This window comes from Deinococcus aerolatus (genome assembly GCF_014647055.1).
Classification (GTDB): Bacteria; Deinococcota; Deinococci; order Deinococcales; family Deinococcaceae; genus Deinococcus; species Deinococcus aerolatus.
The window spans coordinates 21,917-39,129 of record NZ_BMOL01000011.1 but is presented as its reverse complement, the minus strand read 5'-3'; the positions used below and the strand labels follow the sequence as shown (position 1 = coordinate 39,129).

Genomic DNA, 17,213 nt, shown 5'->3' with positions numbered 1-17,213 from the left:
CCCCTGCCAGCAGGTTCATTTCAGCCGTTCCGCTTTACCCATAGCGGGCCGCCAGCGCCGCGCCGATCACGCCCGCGTCCGGCCCAAGCTGGGCGCGGCGGATGGTCACCGGCGCAAACCCCTTGGCGTACTCGTCGGCAGCCGCCTGCACGCCGTGGAAGAAGTAATCGCCCACGCTGGCGACGCCGCCGCCGATCACGAACACCTCCGGGTCAATGACCTTCTGCAGGTCAGCCAGCGCCACGCCGATGTGCTTCATGGCCTGCGCGGTCACGCGCCGCGCGCCGGGGTGGCCCTGCTGCGCCAGCGTGAAGGCCTCGGCGGTGCTGACGTCGCGGTTCAGGGCGTAGCTGGCGTCGCGGGCAATCGCGGTGCCGCTGGCCACGGCCTCCAGCGCGCCGTCCAGCCCCGCACCGCTGACCGGGCCGCCGGGCATCACCGTGATGTGCCCCAGCTCCCCGGCCACGCCGTGCCGCCCGCGCCACAGGCGCCCGTTCAGAACAATGCCCGCGCCGATGCCGGTGCTGACAGTCACGTAGATGCTGCTCTCGGTGCCGCGCGCCGCGCCCAGGTGGGCCTCGGCCAGCGCGGCCGCCTTGGCGTCGTTTTCCAGCACGATGCGCTGCGACAGCCGCTCCAGCAGGCCGTCAACCATGGGCACGTCGGTAAAGCCGTAGATGTTGGGGGCGAACTTGACGCGGGTGCGGTCGTTGTTCAGCGGCCCTGGAATCCCCACACCGATCAGGCGGGCGTCCGGGTGCCTGGCCTGAAGGTCACGGATCTGGGCTGCAACGACGTCCAGCACCGCCTCCCAGCCGGTCTCGGGGGTGGGCTGGACGTGGCGGTCCTGTAATTCGTCGCCGCGCAGCACGCCGGTGGCGATCTTGGTACCGCCGACATCCACGCCGATGCTGAGCTGTTCGGACAGAGGCAAAGTGGTCATGGAGACTCCTGATTCGGGAATGGGGCGGGAGGACGGAACGGTCAACGGCTCACTGTATCCCGCCGGCTCTAGTCGCCCACTCCCTCTTCTGGATCAAAGCCCAGCAGTTCCAGCGCCTCGGCCAGCTGCACTTGCGGCACGTACAGCCCCACGTCGCCCATGTAGCCGCCGGTCTCGATCTCGATCACCGGGGAACCCATCGCCCACTGAAACGGCGTGCGGACCACGCTGACCACCCCCCCGTCCCACAGGGTGCGCCGCCAGCCCTCGGCCAGCAGGCGCGGCAGGGTGTCGAGGCGGACCCAGGGATCGCCCTGGTACAGCACGCGGTCGTCGTACTGGTTGTTGCGCGAGGGGCCGCTCATGACCCGGGGGCGCCGTGGGCCAGCAGCGGCGCCACCAGCTCCCGGAAGCGTTCGGGCAGCGCTTCGGGGATGTGGTCCGCGTTCACGCGCACCTGCACCGAACGGGCAAAGGCGCACGGTACGTTGTCGGCCACGAAGCGGGCCGCCACGGTCCAGCTGCTGCGGCCCACCCGCTCCACCAGCGATTCGATAAACACGGTCTGCCCCAGCCGAATCTCGCGCACGTAGTCCAGTTCCAGGCGGGCCAGCATGGAGTGATCGTCGTCGCCCTGGATGCCCAGGCTCTGCGACATGTCCATGCGGGCCACTTCCAGAAACTCGGCGTAGCGGGCGTTGTTGACGTGGCCCATGGCGTCCACGTCGGCAAAGCGCAGCTGAATGGAGGTGCGGTGGGCGTCGTTCCAGTTCAGGGCGGGAATGCGCCCGCCAGAGGGCACGGCAGAAGGCTGAGCGGTCATGCCCCGTAGTGTAGCGGTCTGCCGTGGCCTGCCCCCATGGCCTGTGGGCACGTCGCCCCGCCCCCGGCTCACACCCCGGCCCGCGCGGCTGGGCGCTATGCTGGGCGCCGCATGACCGACGCCCCCGCGCCCCCGCCTCCACCGTCCCCACCACACCGGACCGGATGGAGACGCCTGAGCCTGCGGCGCCTGGCCCGGCTGCCGCTGACCATGATGCTCACCAGCCTGCTGGTGGGCCTGGGCATTGTGCAGCTCAGCTTCCAGCTGATCAACACCGCCTACCGCAGCGTGTCCTGGACCCAGCAGACCCAGGAGGTCCGCAGCCGCATTCAGGATCTGGAGCGTGACGTTCAGATCCTGCAGGACGCCGAGACCTACACCAACTCGCCCGGCTACCTGCGCGAACTCGCCCGCTGCCAGGGCTTCGTGGGCAAAGACGAGCGCATCATCGTCAGCCCCCAGGCCCCCGAGAGTCCCGGCGAGAACTGCCGGGCGCTGCGGCTGCCGTGAGCCGGGACGCCGGGAGCCGGACGGCCCGCCCCGCCCGGACCATGACAGTGCAGCGCCTTTCCAGAGCTGCTGATCGCACGCCCAGCACGCCTGGTTCCTAGAACACCCGGTCCAGAATCAGCGGTTCCGGCGCTGGGGCCGCGTCGGCAATGCCCAGGCCCCCGGCCAGCAGGCGCTGGGCCGTGTCCAGGCCACGCCCGTCCCGGTGGTACACCCGCACCACCGTCTCGCCTGCCGCCACCGCCTCGCCCGGCTTGCGGACCAGTTCCACGCCGACGCCGTGGTCAATGGCCTCGCCCTTGCGTTCGCGCCCGCCGCCTAGCGCCAGCACCGCGCGGCCCACGCTCAGGGCGTCGATGCGCTCCACAAAGCCCGCACGGGGCGCCGTGACCTCGGCGCGTCCGGGGGCCACGTCCAGCCGGGCCGGGTCATCCACCAGCGCCGGATCGCCGCCCTGCGCCTCAACAAAGGCGCGAAACTTCGCCAGCGCGGAGCCGTCGTGCAGGGTGGCGCGGGCGCGCGCCCCGGCGGCCACCTGATCCTCGCCGTGGGCAGCCAGGGCCTCCACGGCCAGGGCCACGCACAGTTCGGTCAGGTCCTCTGGCCCCTCGCCGCGCAGGGTGGCCAGCGCCTCCTGCACCTCCAGGCTGTTGCCTGCCAGATGGCCCAGCGGGGTGTCCATGTCGGTCAGCACGGCGCGCACCTGCCGCCCGGCACGGGTGCCGATATCCACCATCGCGCGGGCCAGCGCCCGGCCATCGTCGAGCGTTTTCATGAACGCCCCGGCTCCCACCTTCACGTCCAGCACCACCGTGTGCGCCCCGGACGCCAGTTTCTTGCTCATGATGCTGCTGGCGATCAGCGGCAGGCAGTCCACCGTGGCCGTCACGTCGCGCAGGGCGTACAGCTTGCCGTCGGCGGGCGCGAGGTCCTTGCTCTGGCCCACCAGCGCCAGCCCGATGTCGTGTGCCTGCGCGACAAAGCGCTCCTCCGAGAGTTCGGAGGTCCAGCCGCGAAAGCTTTCGAGTTTGTCGATGGTGCCGCCGGTGTGGGCCAGGCCACGCCCACTCATCTTGGCCACCGTCAGGCCCAGCGCCGCCAGCATGGGGGTCAGGATCAGGCTGGTCTTGTCCCCCACACCCCCGGTGCTGTGCTTGTCCACCGTGCGTGGCAGCACCCCCAGATCCAACTGTTCGCCGCTGGCGGCCATCACCGCCGTCAGGTCCGCCGTTTCCTGCGGGGTCATGCCCTTCAGGTACACCGCCATCAGCCACGCGCTGATCTGGTAGTCCGGCACCTCGCCGCGCGTGTAGCCCAGGATCAGGGCCTCCAGCTCGGCGCGGGAATGTTCGCCGCCGTCGCGCTTGGTGCGGATGAGATCAGGAACGTTGAGAGAAGGAGAAGTGGGCATGGGCCAGTCTAGCCGCTGCAAACTGGCCGCTGCCAGACGCCGGTTCGCCGCTCACGCGCGGACGGGCGCCCCCCGGCCCACCGCCGCGCAGCGTGCCCCCAGCCGCCCGAACACGGCCAGCAACTCCGGCGGACCGTCCACCCGGAACTCGCAGTCCAGGCCCAGCAGAAAGGCGGCAAAGCCGGGCAGCGTCTCACGCTCGGCCCGCAGGCGGGTGCCGCCGGCCTCGGCGCTGATCTCGGTGAACCACACCGAGACGCGGCCCCGCAGGTCCTCGGGCGCGGCGTCCAGCCACACGCTGATCTGCGCGGCGGGCGCGGCTGTGGGCAGCGTGGAACGCAGGTAGGCCAGGGCGTCGAAGTCGGGCGGCGCGGCAAAGCTGGCGTCCAGCACCCGCAGTTCGGCCATGCGGTCCAGCCGGAAGCAGCGCAGGGCCTCGCGCAGGTGGCAGCGGCCCACCGCGTACCAGCGCCCGTCCAGATGCAGGGCGCGGTACACGTCCACCCGGCGCGTCATGGCGCTGGCCTGCGGCGAAGTGTAGGTGAATTCCACCGTCCGCGCGGCGTGAACTGCGCCCAGAAGCCCGGAGAGCAGCGCCGCGCCCACCGACACCACCCCCGGCGAGGCGTCGAGTTGCACCGCGCCCTCCAGCGCCTCCACCGTCTCGCGCACGGCGTCCGGAAGCGTGCGCGCCAGTTTGGCCCCGGCTGCGTGGGCCGCCGGGGCCAGCGCGCCCAGTCCCAGCAGGTGCAGTGCCCGCAGCCCCAGCGCCAGACTCAGGGCTTCCTCGCCCGTGAACATCAGCGGCGGCAGCCGGAACCCGGGTTTCAGGCGGTACGCCCCGCCCACACCGCGCCGTCCCTCCACCGGAATGCCCAGATCCTGCAGGCGGGCAACGTAACGCTGCACCGTGCGCGGGCTGACCTCCAGCACCCGCGCCAGCTCCGCGCCGGTCACGCTCTCACGCGCCTGAAGCAGTTCCAGCACGGTCAGCACCCGCATGGAGGGGTCATACATGCCTGTATGCTGCCACACAAAGATGACAGCTCCTGACGGGAATCGGGATTACGCTGGGGGCGGAGGTCAAGATGACGAATACGCCTGTAGTTGAAGCAGCGGCCGCCCCGACGCTCGTCTCCGTCTCCCCCACCCATATTCTGGCCCACTGGCAGGGCCACCGCCGCCTGACCCGCCGCGTGATTGAGGCGTTTCCAGAAAGTCACCTGTTCAGCTTCAGCGCCGCGCCGCCCATCCGAACCTTCGGTGAGCTGGCCCTGGAGCTATGGGGCATGACCGACTATCACCTGAAGGGGCTGACCACCGACGACTGGAGCTGGCATCCCCCCGACTGTTCTGAGCTGAACACCCGCGCCGCCCTGCTGGCCGCCTGGGACGCGCAGACCCCGCAGCTGGAGTCCGCCTTCGCCAGGGTGGAGCCCGGGTGGTTCACCACCGCGCAGGACATGGCCTGGGGGCGCTTTTCGCCGCAGCAGAGCGTGGCCTACGCCGTCGACAACGAGATTCACCACCGGGGTCAGGGTTACGTGTACCTGCGGGCGCTGGGTATCGAGCCGCCCGCCTTCTACGACTACATGGTCCCATGAGCCCCACAGCCCCAGCTGCAGCGACTGCCACCGGCACCTTTACCGTGCGGCCACGCGCCGAGGCCCCGGCCCAGGCCCTTGCCGAGATCGGGCACATGCTGCTGGACAAGCAGTGGCAAGGCCAGCTGAGCGGGCAGAGCGTGGTGGAGATGCTGACCTTCATGACCCCTGTGGAGGGTTCGGCGGTGTACGTCGCCGTCGAGGCGGTGCAGGCCACCCTGGACGGCCGCCAGGGCCGCTTCGCCTTCTTTCATGCGGGCGCCAGCGAGCGCGGCCACCAGACCCTGACCTACCGGGTGGTGCCCGATTCCGGCAGCGGCGGGCTGGCTGGCCTGAGCGGTGGGCTGACGCTGGACCTCGTGGACGGCGCGCACCACTACGTCCTGGAATACACGCTTCCCGACGCCTGAGAGGTTGCCATGACCGCCCCCGGCCCTATGCGCCCCACCCTGATCGACTGCCGGCAGCGTCCGGCACCGGCTGGCCCCCAACCGGACGCGGCTGGCCGCCTGAAGCCGCCCCGCTGCCGCGTGGTGGGGCCGCCGCAAACGCCCTGTGACCCGCCCGAAGAAACCCTGCCCTTGCGGGTGCGCCTGCCATGACCCTGGCCCTGGTGTCCCATGCCCCTCACCCTTGAGTTCAGTGGCCCCATCTGGTACTGGAAAGGCCCGGCCCCGCACTATTTCGTGACTGTGCCCGCCGCACAGGCCCAGGCCATCCGGGCGGCTGCCCGCTTCGTCACCTACGGCTGGGGCATGATCCCGGTCAGGGCCAGGGTGGGCGACACCGAATGGAAAACATCCCTGTTTCCCAAAGAAGGGCTGTACATCCTGCCGGTCAAGCTGGCGGTCAGGAAGGCCGAGATGATCGAGGAGGCCGACGAGATCACCGTATGGCTGGCCGTGGGCTGAGTGCCCCACACCGGAGAAGAGATGACCGATCCAACCCTGCTCTACGAAGCGTTTCGCCGCAACGGGCACGTGAATGCTTTCCTGCTGGACGAACTGACCGACGCCGATCTGGCCCGCTCCGACAGCCACGGCGGCATGACCGTCGCGCAGATGTTCAGTCATATGGGCGCGTCGCGTGGTGGCTGGTTGCAGGAGATGTCGCCCACCCACGCGGCTTCCACCCTGACCCTCACGGGTGGGGAGTCCATCTGGGGCTGGCACGCAACTGACCGGGCCACCCTGCGGGCCATGCTGACCGCCGGTGATGAGGCCGCCCTTCAGGCCGTCCGGGCCCATGTGGACAGCGGTGAACCCTTCGCCGACCCACGGGGCGTGGACACCTTCGCGTCCCACCCCGCGCATTTTCTGCTGTATATGATCGTCCACGACGCCAACCACCGGGGCCAGATCGTCGCCCTCCTCCGTCAGAGCGGCCGCTCACCGGAGCGGCTGGACAGGCTGGAACAGCAGTGGGACATCTGGCGCAAGTGACCCTCCCCCACCTCTCGCCCCACAACAGCACCGCACAGGAGAATCGCCCATGACTGAACTGACCCTGCTCCACGACTCCTTCCGCCGCAACGGGCGCGTCAACGACTTTCTGCTGAAGGCCCTGACCGACGCCGACTTCGCCCTGTCCGACGGTCAGGGTGGATGGACCATCGAGCAACACCTGCGGCACATGGCCCGCTTCCGCGTCGGCTGGCTCTGGAACCTGTCGCGCGCCCATACGGAGCCGCTGCTGGACCCCACCCGCAAGGACGCGGATGGTGACCCCATGTGGCGCTGGCAGGACAGCCCGCCGAATGGGCTGGCCACCGCCTTTGCCGCCGGGGACGAGGCGGCCATGAAAGCCGTTCAGGCCGCACTGGACGAGAACCGCGCCTTCGATGATCCCTACAGCGAGGGCGCCTATCAGTCCAACCCCGCCCACTTTCTGCAGCACACCATCGTCCACGACAGCCACCACCGGGGCCAGATCATGGCGCTGCTGCGGGCAGGCGGACATACGGCACCGGACATGGACGCGCTGGACGAACACTGGGCCATCTGGAGAGCATGATGGAGATTCCCGAGCTGTACGACTATCTGGTGCGCGCCCGCCGCGACCTGTGGGCCACGCTGGAAAGCGTACCGGATGAGATATTGTCCCGCCCCATGCTGGACGGGGACCGGATGCACAGCATCAAGGACCTGATCGCCCACACCGCAGGCGTGGAGGACGGCTGGCTGCACTACACCATCTTGCAGGACACGCCCGTCGAGGCAGGGTTTCCAGCCCTGAAAGCCGCCGGCAGTGGGCCAGTCTACGCCGGATTCCCTCTTTCGGAGCTGCTGGATTACTGGCGGGCGGTGGAACAAAGCACCCTCGCCTACCTGTCCACGCTGACCGCCGCTGGCCTGGAGCGCGTGGTAGAGGACACGCCCGAAGAACACTTCAAACTTGACGGACTGCTGTGGCACGTCACGCTGCATGAGGTCCGGCACACCGCGCAGATTGCCGCGCTGCTGCGGACACAGGGCATCCGGCCCCCCTCGCTGGATCTGCTGTTCTATCTGCCAAACCTCAAAACGTAGAGATGCACGAAAAACCCCCGCAACTCGGCGGGGGCTTTCGGTTGAAAGGGAAGGTTACGCCGTCGTCTGTGGCACCGGCATCTGCGGGCTGGAGATCTTGGCCACCGCGTCGCGCACCACGTCGCCGGTGATCAGTTCCTGGGTCAGCAGGGCCTCGGCCACCTCGTGCATGGCAGCCTTGTACTCGGTCACCAGATCACGGGCGCGTTCGAAGGCGTGGTTCAGGATGCGCTTGACGTCCTCGTCCACCAGCTGACTGGTGTGCTCGCTGAAGGCCTTGGGGCGGGCCATGTCCTCACCCAGGAACACCGGGCCGGAATCGCTGCTCAGGGCCATGTTCTTGAAGTTCTCGCCCATGCCCCACTCCAGCACCATCTTGCGGGCGATGTTGGTGGCCTTGCGGAAGTCGTCGGCGGCGCCACTGGTCACGCTGCCCATAAATACTTCCTCGGCGGCGCGGCCACCCAGGGCCACCACCAGCTGGTTTTCCAGACGCTCCTTGCTCATCAGCACCTGCTCTTCAGGCAGGTAGAACGCGGCGCCCAGCGCCCGCCCACGCGGAATGATGCTGACCTTTTGGAGCTTGTCGCTGCCGGGAATCACGGCGGCGGTCACGGCGTGTCCGGCCTCGTGGTACGCGATGGCTTTCTTCTCCTCGGGGCTGACGCTCAGGGAGGTGTTTTCCAGGCCCAGGGTGATCTTGTCCAGCGCACGGTAGAAGTCGCTCATGTCGATCTGGGTCTTGCTCAGGCGGGCGGCTTCCAGCGCGGCCTCGTTGGTGATGTTCTTGAGGTCCGCTCCCGAGAAGTACGGCGTGCTGCGGGCCACCTCATTCACGTCCACGCCCTCGGCCAGCGGCTTGTTGCGCAGGTGGACCTTAAGGATCGCCTCGCGCTCCTTCATGGTAGGCAGGTCAATCGTCACCTGACGGTCAAAGCGGCCGGGGCGCAGCAGCGCCGGGTCCAGCACGTCGGGGCGGTTGGTGGCGCCCAGCACGATCACGTTGCTGGACTTGTCGAAGCCGTCCATCTCCGAGAGGATCTGGTTGAGGGTCTGCTCGCGCTCGTCGTGACCGCCGCCGATGCCCGCGCCACGCTTGCGGCCAATCGAGTCGATCTCGTCGATGAACATGATCGCAGGCGCACTCTTGCGGGCGTCCTCGAACAGGGCGCGCACACGGCTGGCGCCGACGCCCACGAACATCTCCATGAACTCCGAGGCGCTGACCGAGAAGAACGGCACGTCCGCCTCCCCGGCAATCGCGCGGGCCAGCAGCGTTTTACCGGTACCGGGAGGGCCAACCAGCAGCACGCCCTTGGGGATTTCCGCGCCAATCTGGTGGTACTTGCCGGGGTTCTTCAGGAAGTCCACGACCTCGATCAGTTCCTTCTTGGCTTCCTCGTGCCCGGCCACGTCGGTGAACTTGGTCTGCACGCGGTTTTCCTTACCGTACTTCTTGGCCTTGCTCTGCCCGAACTGCATCACGCCGTTCTGGCCGCCCTGGGCACGCATGAAGAAGAAGTACATCAGGCCGATCAGCAGAATAATGGGCAGGAAGTTCAGCAGGATGCCGAGCCACTGGCTGGGCGCCTCGAAGCGGTAGTCCACGTTCTGCGCTTCCAGCGCGGGAATCAGGCTGCTGTCGGGCACCGCCAAGCCGCTGGGCAGACGCACGGTAAACTGCTGGGTGTTGATGGTCTGGGCCTGCTGGCCAGGGTTGGTGGCCCGCTTGACGTCGGTGGGGGCCTTGAGCACCACGTTGGCGTTGTTCTCACGCACCACGACCTGAGAAACGCTGCCCTGGTCGAGCAGGGTTTTGAATTCGTTGTAGTTGACATTGACCCGTCCGTTGGGCGTCTGAGAAAACATTAAAAACAGTGCCAGGACGAATAATACGATCAGCCAGGGATTAAGCCGCCTCAAGAACGTTCCTCCAGGGGGAAAAGAGAAGAATGGGGCGGAACTCGCCCTCTATAGACTTGAGTGTACCAGACTCAAGGTGAATGAATTTGTCCCGCGTTACAAGTGTGATTTGGGGCAGTCTTTAGCGTTCCGAAAGGTTCTCTGGGGGCTACGGCGGCTCAACAGCCAGGGCAGCATGACGGTCAGGAAAAGGACAGGGATGCCGAGCAGCAGGATGATGGGATGGGCAGGCCGTTCAGCAGAATGCCGAGCCACGGGCTAGGGGCCTCGAAGCGGTACACGACGTTCTGACTTTCAAGCTGCTGTCGGGCACGGCCACGCTGCCTGGCCGCAGCCACGGCGACAGGGGCAGGCGGGAGGGCGGCGGAGTCTGGGGCATGGACCGTAGAAGCGCGCCTCCCCCACCCACGGTCAACCGTCTGAAGGATGGACTATCCTGGCAGGGAATGATTGATGCGGACACCACCTGGCAACAGGCTTGCACGGCCCTGGCCGGGGGCGACTACGAGACGGCCTTCAGCGTACTGGACGCCGCGCTGGACGAGGCCATACCTGCCAGAGGCAAACCGGCGCGCGGCGGGCAGGCCACGGCGGCCCGCCTGTGCCTGTACCTGGGCAGCCTGCACGCGCTGTACGGCGACGCGGCCACCGAACAGCTGGGCACGGCGCTGTCGGAGGCGCGCAGGCTGGACCCGGCGGTGGAGGGGGAGCCGCTGTATCTGGCCCTGAAGGCCGAACTTGACGCCCGCACGCGCGGCCCGGAAGCGGCTCCCCCTGCCGGGGCCGCGCGCGAGGCAGCCGATCCGGTGGCCCGCTTTCACGCCCTGTGCGCCCTGGCCCTGGCCGAGCAGCCGCAGGCGGCCCTGGACCTGCACCTCGCCGCAGACGAACTGCCCGCACACCTGCGCTGGCGGCTGCGCTCGTGGCAGGCCGACTGCCAGGAACAGCTGGGCCACACGGCGGACGCCATCAACCTGTATGCCGAGGCCGCGCATCTAGCCACCGGGCTGGACCGCGCAGTGATGCTGCAGGAGCAGGCCGCGCTGCTGATCCAGGACGGGCGACCCGAGGACGCCAAGACCGTGCTGGACAACGCGCGGCTACTGTACGGCTCGGGCAGGCGGGCGGCGATCAACCCCATGCAGGCCGAGGACGAGGGCCTGAACCTCGCCACCTGGCACTACCTGCGTGCCCAGGCGCTGCTGCAGCTGGACCTGCCGGACGCCGCCCTGGACATGATCCGCGAGGCAGACCGGCTGGAACGCCAGCACGGCACGCCGGGCTACGTGGTGGCGCTGCTGCGCGGCCAGATCCTGAGTCACCTGGGCCAGCAGGAAAAGGCCATCGTGGCGTTCGAGGCCGCCCTGACGCTGGCCGAGGAGGGCGACCGTCCCTACGCCAACCACGAGCTGGGCGTGGCCCTGCTGGACATGGACCGCCCGGTGGAGGCCCGTGACCGGCTGGAAATTGCCCTGAACGAGCCTCACTACCCGTACCAGCCCGAGGTCCTGGCCGACATCGCCGAGTGCGACTACCGCCTGGGCCGCATGCCCGAGGCGCAGCTGGCCGCCGAGCAGGCGCTGGCGCAGGGCGCGGTGATTCCCGCCAGCCTGGTGCTGGGCAGCGTGGCCCTGGACTACTTTCAGCTGGACGAGGCGCTGGAACACTACGAGCGGGTGGTGCGCGAGGCCGCCCCCGACAGCCGTGACTGGATCATCGGGCACCAGATGGCCGCCGACGTGATGGCCCAGCAGGGCTTTCCCAATCCTGCCGCCGCCGTGGCGCACGCCCAGCAGGCACTGGAACACACCCCCGAGAGCGACGACTGGCACGGCACCCTGCAGGACCTGCTGGCGCGGGCACAGACACTGCTGGGCCAGCAGGATGGCCGGATGCTGAACTAGCCGGAGCAGAACGGGAACCGGGGCAGTCTCTCCCCGGCCCCCTGCGTTTTCCTGCGCTCAGCCCGCGTCCAGGGCCGCCTTGAGCACGTCCGCCACCCGTCCCGGATCGGCTTTGCCCCGGCTGGCGCGCATCACCTGTCCGGTGAAAAAGCCCAGCAGCGCGGTCCGGCCACCCCGGTAGGCCTCGGTCTCGGCGGGATGCCCCTCCAGCACCCCCGCCACGATGCGCTCCAGTTCCGCGTCGCTCAGGCCGGCGCTCAGGCCCTCGCGGTCGATAATAGCGGCGGGCGCCTCGCCGGACGCGGCGGCGCGGGCCAGCACGTCGCGGGCCACCCGCGAGGTCACGGTGCCGGCGGCCAGTAACCCGGCCAGCGGGGCAAGCTCGGCGGCCGCCACGCTGACCGAGCCGCTCCGCAGGGCCGTCGCCAGATCATTGACCGTCCACGACGCCACCTGCGCGAATGTCTCGCCCGGCGCAGCGTCGGCCAGGAAAGCCAGCAGAACCTCATCTCGCGCCAGCGTCCGCGCGTCGCCCTCGGCGGCCCCCAGCCGGGTCAGGCGGGCGACCTCGGCCTCCTGTTCGGGGGTCAGGGCGGGTTGCACGCCGCCCGAACCAGCGGGCGTGGCGTCGGCCTTCGGCTTCTTGCCTCCCGGCTTCGGCTTGCCACTTTCGGCCTTCTGCGTCTGCCCCCAGGCGTCCTTGAGGGTGATGATGCGCCCGAACACCGGGGCGTCCTCCCGGCTGTCCACCGGATCGCGCCAGAAGTAACCCTGCCGCTCGAACTGGTAGCGGGTGTCCGGCGGATCGTTGGCCACGCTGGCCTCCACGTAGCCGCGCGTGACGCGCAGGCTGTCGGGATTCAGGTAACGCAGGAAGCCGGTGTCCAGCGGCCCGCTCTCATGGCCCGGCTGTTCGGGATCGAAATCCGGCAAGATGTCCTCGGGGTGCTCGCCCTCGGGGTTGGCGACGCGGAACAGGCGGTCATACAGCCGGAACTCGGCAGGAATGGCGTCTTCAGCACTGACCCAGTGAATCACGCCGCCTGCCTTCGCGCCGTCCTCAAGCAGCGTGGCGTGGATGTGGGTCACTTGGCCTTCCTCGTTGGCGTCAAACCGGTCCGCCCGGATGATGCCCGCCCCGCGCAGGCGCACCGTGCCGCCGGGGGTCAGGCGCTTGTAGCCTTTCGGGGGATCGGCGCTGAAATCCTCACGCTCGATGAACAGGTCGCTGGTCAGGCGTACCTCGCGCACGGCCTGGGCGGGGACCACCCGCTGGCCGCCCGGCAGGGCCACCTGCCCGTCAGGCGACGCGTCCACGACGTCGTGCGGCCAGTAGGGCAGCTGCAGGGTCCGGGCCGCGTCCAGGTTCTCCAGCGTCACGCGCACCGGGTCCAGCACCGCCATCACGCGGGGAGCCCTGTGGTTCAGGTCATCGCGCACAGCGTTCTCGTACACGGCGATGTCCACGGTGCGGTTGGTGCGGCTCACGCCGATCTGGCTGGCGAAGGCCCGCACCGCGTCCGGCGTGACCCCCAGCCGCTGCTGGGCGCGCAGGGTGGGCATGCGGGGATCGTCCCAGCCGCTGACCACGCCGCTCTGGACCAGCTGGCGCAGCTTGCGTTTGGACACGACGGTGTATTCCAGGCTGCGCCGCCCGAACTCGTACTGGTGGGGGCGCGGCTCGAACGAAAGGCGCTCCATCAGCCAGTCGTAGATGGCGCGGTTGTCCACGAATTCCAGGCTGCACATGCTGTGGGTCACGCCCTCGATGGCGTCCTGCAGCGGGTGCTGGAAGTCGTACATGGGGTAGATGCACCACGCGTCCCCGGCGCGGTAGTGCCACGCGCGCTTGATGCGGTACAGCACCGGGTCGCGCAGCTTCATGTTGGCGCTGCCCAGGTCGATCTTTCCGCGCAGCACGTGCGCCCCGTCCGGGAACTCCCCGGCCCGCATCCGCCGGAACAGGTCGAGGTTTTCCTCCACCCCCCGCCCCCGGTACGCGCTGGGCGCGCCGGGGGTATGGGCGTCGCCGCGCAGGCGGGCCATCTCGTCCCCGCTCACGCTGTCCACGTAGGCGTCGCCCTGGCGGATCAGTTGCTCGGCATAGGCGTAATAGCGCTCGAAGTTGTCGGAGGCGTAGAACAGGTTCTCACCCCAGTCCCAGCCCATCCAGCGCAGATCGGCCATGATGCCGTCGGCGAACTCCTGTGACTCGCCTTCCGGGTTGGTGTCGTCCAGCCGCAGGTGATAACGGCCCCCGAACTGCACGGCGGTCTGAAAATCCAGAAACGACGCGAAGGTGTGGCCCAGGTGCAGGTAGCCGTTGGGCTCGGGGGGAAAGCGGGTCACGACGCCCGCGTACTTGCCGCCTTGCAGGTCGCGCTCGATGATCTCGGTGATGAAGTTGGGGGCCACCCGCGCCGCAGTGGGCGCGTCAGGCGTGGCGGAGTGGGGTCTGTCGGCGTCGGACGCGGTCATCCTGCCAGCATACCCGCGTGGCAGCGGGGCCGCAGGACGCCGCCGACGGTTTTTCCATTCGTGAGGCCCGCCCTTACGCCCGTCACACGGCTCTGCGCCCCGCAACCCGCACACTGCCGTATGGAACTGCTGTGGAACGTCCTGATTAACTTGATGACCCCCGAGAACGGCTGGTCCGTGCGGCTGGTGGTGAGGATCATGCTCAGCACCGCGCTGCTGTTCGGGTACATTGTCGTGCTGGCCCGCACCTTCGGGGCGCGGACCTTTGCCACCTTCACCTCCTACGACTTCCTGACCAATGTCGCCGCCGGGTCGCTGGTCGCCAGCGCGATTCTGGGCAAGAGCGTTGTGGAAAGCAGCCTGAGCCTGCTGGTGCTGGTGGGGTTGCAGGCGGTGGTGTCGGGTCTCAGCGCCCGCTCGGAGCGGGCCCAGCGGGTCTTCGACAACGGCCCGGTGGTGCTGGTGGAGCGCGGCCAGATTCGCCGTGAGGCCATGCGCCGCGCCCGCGTCTCGGACGCGATTCTGCAAGAGGAGCTGCGGCAGGCGGGCGTCAACAGCGTGGAGGGCGTGGCTTTCGCGGTGCTGGAATCCGGCGGGCGCATCAGCGTGCTGCAGGAGCCGGACAGCGGACGTATCAGCCCGGCCATCCGGCCAACAGCCAAAGGGACATGAATACGCCCCGCACACGCCGCTGACCGCCCGCACAGTACGGTAGAGGCCGCATGAATCTCGAATTGAGCGCCGTCTGGACGCGGATGCAGAACCTGCTTCAGACCTTTGTCGTCACCATTCCCAATATTTTGATCGGCCTGCTGGTCTTTCTGGTGTTCATGGGCCTCGCCCGGCTGGCACGCAACGCCGTGACCAGCCTGTCGCAGCGGGCCGGTCAGTCCAAGGGCATTGCCCTGGTGTTCTCACGCATCGTGTCGTGGCTGGTGCTGGCCGTGGGCGTGCTGGTGGCGCTGACGGTAATCTTCCCCACCCTGACTGCCGCCTCGCTGTTCGGGGCGCTGGGGGTCAGCGGAGTGGCCATCGGATTTGCCTTCAAGGACATTTTCCAGAACCTGCTGGCGGGCATCCTGATTCTAGTCACGCGGCCCTTCCGGATTGGCGATCAGATCGTCTCCGGCGAACACGAGGGCGTGGTGGAGGACATTCAGGTGCGTGCCACGCTGCTGCGAACCTACGACAACCGCCGGGTGGTCATTCCCAACTCCGAGCTGTACACCAACCGCGTCACCGTGAACACCGCCTACCCGCAGCGCCGCCTGTCGGTCACGGTGGGCATCGGCTACGGGGACGACATCGCGGCGGCCCGCGCCCTGATCCTGAAGACGCTGGGCGGGCTCGACGGCCTGTTGCAAGACCCCGCCCCCAGCGTGCTGGTCCGCGAACTGGGCGATTTCTCGGTGAATCTGGACGTCCGCTTCTGGATCGACCCGCCGGTGCGCCGGGAGGCGGTGGAGGCCCAGGACAGCGTGCTGGAGGCGATTCGCGGCGCCCTGCCTGCCGCCGGATTTGACCTGCCCTTTCCCACCCAGCAGGTGCTGTTTCATGACCAGACCGAGGCGACGGACGGCAACCGCGCCCAGCAGCGCGAGGGCTGGCCCGCCCGTCAGGACAACCCCGAGTCACGTCTGGAACTTCAGCGCAAAGGCAACCGGGAAGCAACAGACGCTCAGCCCCGGTCCCAGGTCCAGCACCCGTGAAACGCACCCGCCTGCGCCTGCGCCAGACCACCCAGGAATTCTGGTTCATTCCGGCCGTCATGACCGCGCTGGCCCTGATCCTGGCCGAGGCGGGCATCAGCACCGAGGAGGCTTACGGCGTCCCGGACGGTCTGAGTTTCGTGTACAGCGGCGGCGAGACCGGGTCGCGCAACCTGCTGTCGGCCATCGCGGGCAGCAGTATCGGCGTGGCAGGCACGGTCTTCTCCATCACCATCGCCGCGCTGTCCTACGCCGCCGGGTCCATGGGCCCGCGCCTGCTGGACAACTTCACGCGGGACCGGGGCAACCAGCTCACGCTGGGCACCTTCATCGCCACCTTCGCCTTTTCGCTGTACACCCTGCGCGCGGTGACCGGCAGCCAGGATCAGCCCTTCGTGCCGCACTACAACGTGACCTTCGCACTGGTGCTGGCGATTGCCAGCGTCGCCATGCTGGTGTATTACCTGGCGCACGTGACCGGCTCGATCAACATCACCCACGTCGCCAACCTGCTGCGCAACGACATGCGCGACTCACTGATGAGCGCCACCCAGAAGGAAGATCCCAACCGTGACCTGGCGGTGGCCCCACCGCCCGCGTTCTGGCAGGGCGGCGAGGTGCTGCACGCCCCCAGCGGCGGCTACCTGCAACTGCTGGACCACGACCTGCTGCTGGGGCGTGCCGACGAGGCCAACGTGGCCCTGTTGCTGCACGTCCGGCCCGGCGATTACGTGTTTCCCAACTCGGTGATCGCGGTGGGCGTGCCCCGGTTGCCGGACGGCGTGATGGACGCCCTGACGCTGGGGGACCGCCGCACCGTGGGGCAGGATCTTGAATACAGCGTGCGCCAGCTGGCCGAGGTGGCCGCCCGCGCGCTGAGCCCCGGCGTGAACGATCCGGTGACGGCCATCGACGTGATCGACCGCTTCGGCGACGCGCTGTGCAGCCTGCAGGACCGCCGCTGGCCCGACGGCGTGTATTACCAGGACCACCAGTTGCGGCTGGTGGTGCCGGTCACTGATTTTGACGGCCTGACCAACACCATGTTCAACATGATCCGCCAGTACGGCAAGGGCAGCCCCAGCGTGATGTTGCGGATGCTGGAGGTTTTCAGGACCACTGCTTCGTGCTTAAAAGACGACGAGCGCCGCGCCGCGATTCGCCGCCACGCCCGCCTGGTGTACGAGGACGCCCTGGCCAACACCGCGAACTCGGGAGACCGGGCCGACATTGAGAAGCGTTACCGCGAACTGCTGGACACCCTGGCCAACGGTCAGGACGCCGAGGTCAAGGCGGCGGCCCAGCACGCAGTTCAGCAGGCGCAGGGCAATCGGGTCAGGTGAACGGAAACGGAAGAGAACGCACACCCGCCCCACGTTT

General features: G+C 68.5%; 19 protein-coding genes. 12 read left to right on the top strand and 7 right to left on the bottom strand.

The window, feature by feature from the left end:
* Nucleotides 1-34 precede the first annotated feature (34 nt).
* The 3 genes from IEY31_RS12075 to IEY31_RS12065 all read right to left on the bottom strand — a co-directional run bounded on the left by IEY31_RS12075 (nt 35) and on the right by IEY31_RS12065 (nt 1,766).
* Nucleotides 35-943: an ROK family protein gene (locus tag IEY31_RS12075; RefSeq protein WP_188972312.1), complete on the bottom strand. Its 909-nt coding sequence runs from the start codon at nt 941-943 to the stop codon at nt 35-37.
* Nucleotides 944-1,011: 68 nt separating this feature from the next.
* The gene (locus IEY31_RS12070; RefSeq protein WP_188972310.1) at nt 1,012-1,308 is read right to left on the bottom strand and encodes a hypothetical protein; all 297 of its coding nucleotides are present in this window, start codon (nt 1,306-1,308) and stop codon (nt 1,012-1,014) included.
* On the bottom strand, nt 1,305-1,766 hold the full coding sequence (locus IEY31_RS12065) for an acyl-CoA thioesterase (protein WP_188972308.1): 462 nt from the start codon (nt 1,764-1,766) through the stop codon (nt 1,305-1,307). Before IEY31_RS12065 ends, IEY31_RS12070 begins: the two co-directional genes overlap by 4 nt.
* Before the next feature lie 111 nt (nt 1,767-1,877).
* On the opposite strand from IEY31_RS12065, the gene IEY31_RS12060 reads away from it, so the two are divergent.
* Nucleotides 1,878-2,276, top strand: coding sequence for a cell division protein FtsB (locus IEY31_RS12060; RefSeq protein ID WP_188972306.1), 399 nt, complete (start codon nt 1,878-1,880; stop codon nt 2,274-2,276).
* A gap of 97 nt (nt 2,277-2,373) precedes the next feature.
* Here the strand turns inward: IEY31_RS12060 and IEY31_RS12055 are convergent, their stop codons facing one another.
* Entirely contained in the window at nt 2,374-3,687 is a 1,314-nt protein-coding gene (locus IEY31_RS12055; RefSeq protein WP_188972304.1) for a thymidine phosphorylase, read from the bottom strand.
* Between the two features lie 51 nt (nt 3,688-3,738).
* On the bottom strand, nt 3,739-4,704 hold the full coding sequence (locus IEY31_RS12050; protein WP_188972302.1) for a helix-turn-helix transcriptional regulator: 966 nt from the start codon (nt 4,702-4,704) through the stop codon (nt 3,739-3,741).
* Nucleotides 4,705-4,775: 71 nt separating this feature from the next.
* Between IEY31_RS12050 and IEY31_RS12045 the strand changes: the two genes are divergently transcribed.
* From IEY31_RS12045 to IEY31_RS12015, 7 genes are read left to right on the top strand one after another with little or no spacing between them, the layout of a single operon-like run.
* Entirely contained in the window at nt 4,776-5,291 is a 516-nt protein-coding gene (locus IEY31_RS12045) for a DinB family protein (protein ID WP_188972300.1), read from the top strand.
* Entirely contained in the window at nt 5,288-5,701 is a 414-nt protein-coding gene (locus IEY31_RS12040; RefSeq protein WP_188972298.1) for a DUF3224 domain-containing protein, read from the top strand. The genes IEY31_RS12045 and IEY31_RS12040 overlap by 4 nt, the downstream gene beginning before the upstream one ends.
* Before the next feature lie 9 nt (nt 5,702-5,710).
* The gene (locus IEY31_RS12035; RefSeq protein ID WP_188972297.1) at nt 5,711-5,893 is read left to right on the top strand and encodes a hypothetical protein; all 183 of its coding nucleotides are present in this window, start codon (nt 5,711-5,713) and stop codon (nt 5,891-5,893) included.
* 18 nt (nt 5,894-5,911) lie between these two features.
* Nucleotides 5,912-6,202 carry a DUF1905 domain-containing protein gene (locus IEY31_RS12030; protein ID WP_188972295.1) on the top strand — a complete coding sequence of 97 codons (291 nt, stop codon included), beginning with the start codon at nt 5,912-5,914 and terminating at the stop codon, nt 6,200-6,202.
* A 21-nt stretch (nt 6,203-6,223) separates the two neighbouring features.
* Complete coding sequence (locus IEY31_RS12025) at nt 6,224-6,733, top strand: DinB family protein (protein WP_188972293.1); 510 nt, start codon at nt 6,224-6,226, stop codon at nt 6,731-6,733.
* Between the two features lie 49 nt (nt 6,734-6,782).
* On the top strand, nt 6,783-7,304 hold the full coding sequence (locus IEY31_RS12020; protein ID WP_188972291.1) for a DinB family protein: 522 nt from the start codon (nt 6,783-6,785) through the stop codon (nt 7,302-7,304).
* On the top strand, nt 7,301-7,819 hold the full coding sequence (locus tag IEY31_RS12015; protein WP_229723553.1) for a DinB family protein: 519 nt from the start codon (nt 7,301-7,303) through the stop codon (nt 7,817-7,819). The genes IEY31_RS12020 and IEY31_RS12015 overlap by 4 nt, the downstream gene beginning before the upstream one ends.
* 54 nt (nt 7,820-7,873) lie before the next feature.
* Here the strand turns inward: IEY31_RS12015 and ftsH are convergent, their stop codons facing one another.
* Entirely contained in the window at nt 7,874-9,688 is a 1,815-nt protein-coding gene (gene ftsH, locus IEY31_RS12010) for an ATP-dependent zinc metalloprotease FtsH (protein ID WP_373289158.1), read from the bottom strand.
* Between the two features lie 500 nt (nt 9,689-10,188).
* Here ftsH and IEY31_RS12005 point away from each other — a divergent pair, with 500 nt between their 5' ends.
* Nucleotides 10,189-11,646, top strand: a complete 1,458-nt coding sequence (locus IEY31_RS12005) for a tetratricopeptide repeat protein (RefSeq protein WP_188972287.1) — start codon at nt 10,189-10,191, stop codon at nt 11,644-11,646.
* Between the two features lie 57 nt (nt 11,647-11,703).
* Here IEY31_RS12005 and IEY31_RS12000 read toward each other — a convergent pair whose 3' ends face one another.
* Complete coding sequence (locus IEY31_RS12000; protein ID WP_188972285.1) at nt 11,704-14,124, bottom strand: glutamine--tRNA ligase/YqeY domain fusion protein; 2,421 nt, start codon at nt 14,122-14,124, stop codon at nt 11,704-11,706.
* Nucleotides 14,125-14,244: 120 nt separating this feature from the next.
* Between IEY31_RS12000 and IEY31_RS11995 the strand changes: the two genes are divergently transcribed.
* The 3 genes from IEY31_RS11995 to IEY31_RS11985 are packed head-to-tail and all read left to right on the top strand — an operon-like array spanning nt 14,245 to nt 17,176.
* Entirely contained in the window at nt 14,245-14,796 is a 552-nt protein-coding gene (locus tag IEY31_RS11995; RefSeq protein WP_188972283.1) for a DUF421 domain-containing protein, read from the top strand.
* Nucleotides 14,797-14,846: 50 nt separating this feature from the next.
* Nucleotides 14,847-15,833, top strand: a complete 987-nt coding sequence (locus IEY31_RS11990) for a mechanosensitive ion channel family protein (protein WP_188972281.1) — start codon at nt 14,847-14,849, stop codon at nt 15,831-15,833.
* Nucleotides 15,830-17,176 (top strand): DUF2254 domain-containing protein, encoded by a 1,347-nt coding sequence (locus IEY31_RS11985; protein ID WP_188972279.1) that lies wholly within the window; start codon nt 15,830-15,832, stop codon nt 17,174-17,176. Before IEY31_RS11990 ends, IEY31_RS11985 begins: the two co-directional genes overlap by 4 nt.
* Nucleotides 17,177-17,213 lie beyond the last annotated feature (37 nt).

Bases quoted from the DNA above. Each gene is read 5' to 3' on its own strand.
- IEY31_RS12075 (WP_188972312.1), bottom strand. From the start codon at position 943: ATGACCACTTTGCCTCTGTCCGAACAGCTCAGCATCGGCGTGGATGTC.
- IEY31_RS12070 (WP_188972310.1), bottom strand. From the start codon at position 1,308: ATGAGCGGCCCCTCGCGCAACAACCAGTACGACGACCGCGTGCTGTAC.
- IEY31_RS12065 (WP_188972308.1), bottom strand. From the start codon at position 1,766: ATGACCGCTCAGCCTTCTGCCGTGCCCTCTGGCGGGCGCATTCCCGCC.
- IEY31_RS12060 (WP_188972306.1), top strand. From the start codon at position 1,878: ATGACCGACGCCCCCGCGCCCCCGCCTCCACCGTCCCCACCACACCGG.
- IEY31_RS12055 (WP_188972304.1), bottom strand. From the start codon at position 3,687: ATGCCCACTTCTCCTTCTCTCAACGTTCCTGATCTCATCCGCACCAAG.
- IEY31_RS12050 (WP_188972302.1), bottom strand. From the start codon at position 4,704: ATGTATGACCCCTCCATGCGGGTGCTGACCGTGCTGGAACTGCTTCAG.
- IEY31_RS12045 (WP_188972300.1), top strand. From the start codon at position 4,776: ATGACGAATACGCCTGTAGTTGAAGCAGCGGCCGCCCCGACGCTCGTC.
- IEY31_RS12040 (WP_188972298.1), top strand. From the start codon at position 5,288: ATGAGCCCCACAGCCCCAGCTGCAGCGACTGCCACCGGCACCTTTACC.
- IEY31_RS12035 (WP_188972297.1), top strand. From the start codon at position 5,711: ATGACCGCCCCCGGCCCTATGCGCCCCACCCTGATCGACTGCCGGCAG.
- IEY31_RS12030 (WP_188972295.1), top strand. From the start codon at position 5,912: ATGCCCCTCACCCTTGAGTTCAGTGGCCCCATCTGGTACTGGAAAGGC.
- IEY31_RS12025 (WP_188972293.1), top strand. From the start codon at position 6,224: ATGACCGATCCAACCCTGCTCTACGAAGCGTTTCGCCGCAACGGGCAC.
- IEY31_RS12020 (WP_188972291.1), top strand. From the start codon at position 6,783: ATGACTGAACTGACCCTGCTCCACGACTCCTTCCGCCGCAACGGGCGC.
- IEY31_RS12015 (WP_229723553.1), top strand. From the start codon at position 7,301: ATGATGGAGATTCCCGAGCTGTACGACTATCTGGTGCGCGCCCGCCGC.
- ftsH (WP_373289158.1), bottom strand. From the start codon at position 9,688: ATGTTTTCTCAGACGCCCAACGGACGGGTCAATGTCAACTACAACGAA.
- IEY31_RS12005 (WP_188972287.1), top strand. From the start codon at position 10,189: ATGATTGATGCGGACACCACCTGGCAACAGGCTTGCACGGCCCTGGCC.
- IEY31_RS12000 (WP_188972285.1), bottom strand. From the start codon at position 14,124: ATGACCGCGTCCGACGCCGACAGACCCCACTCCGCCACGCCTGACGCG.
- IEY31_RS11995 (WP_188972283.1), top strand. From the start codon at position 14,245: ATGGAACTGCTGTGGAACGTCCTGATTAACTTGATGACCCCCGAGAAC.
- IEY31_RS11990 (WP_188972281.1), top strand. From the start codon at position 14,847: ATGAATCTCGAATTGAGCGCCGTCTGGACGCGGATGCAGAACCTGCTT.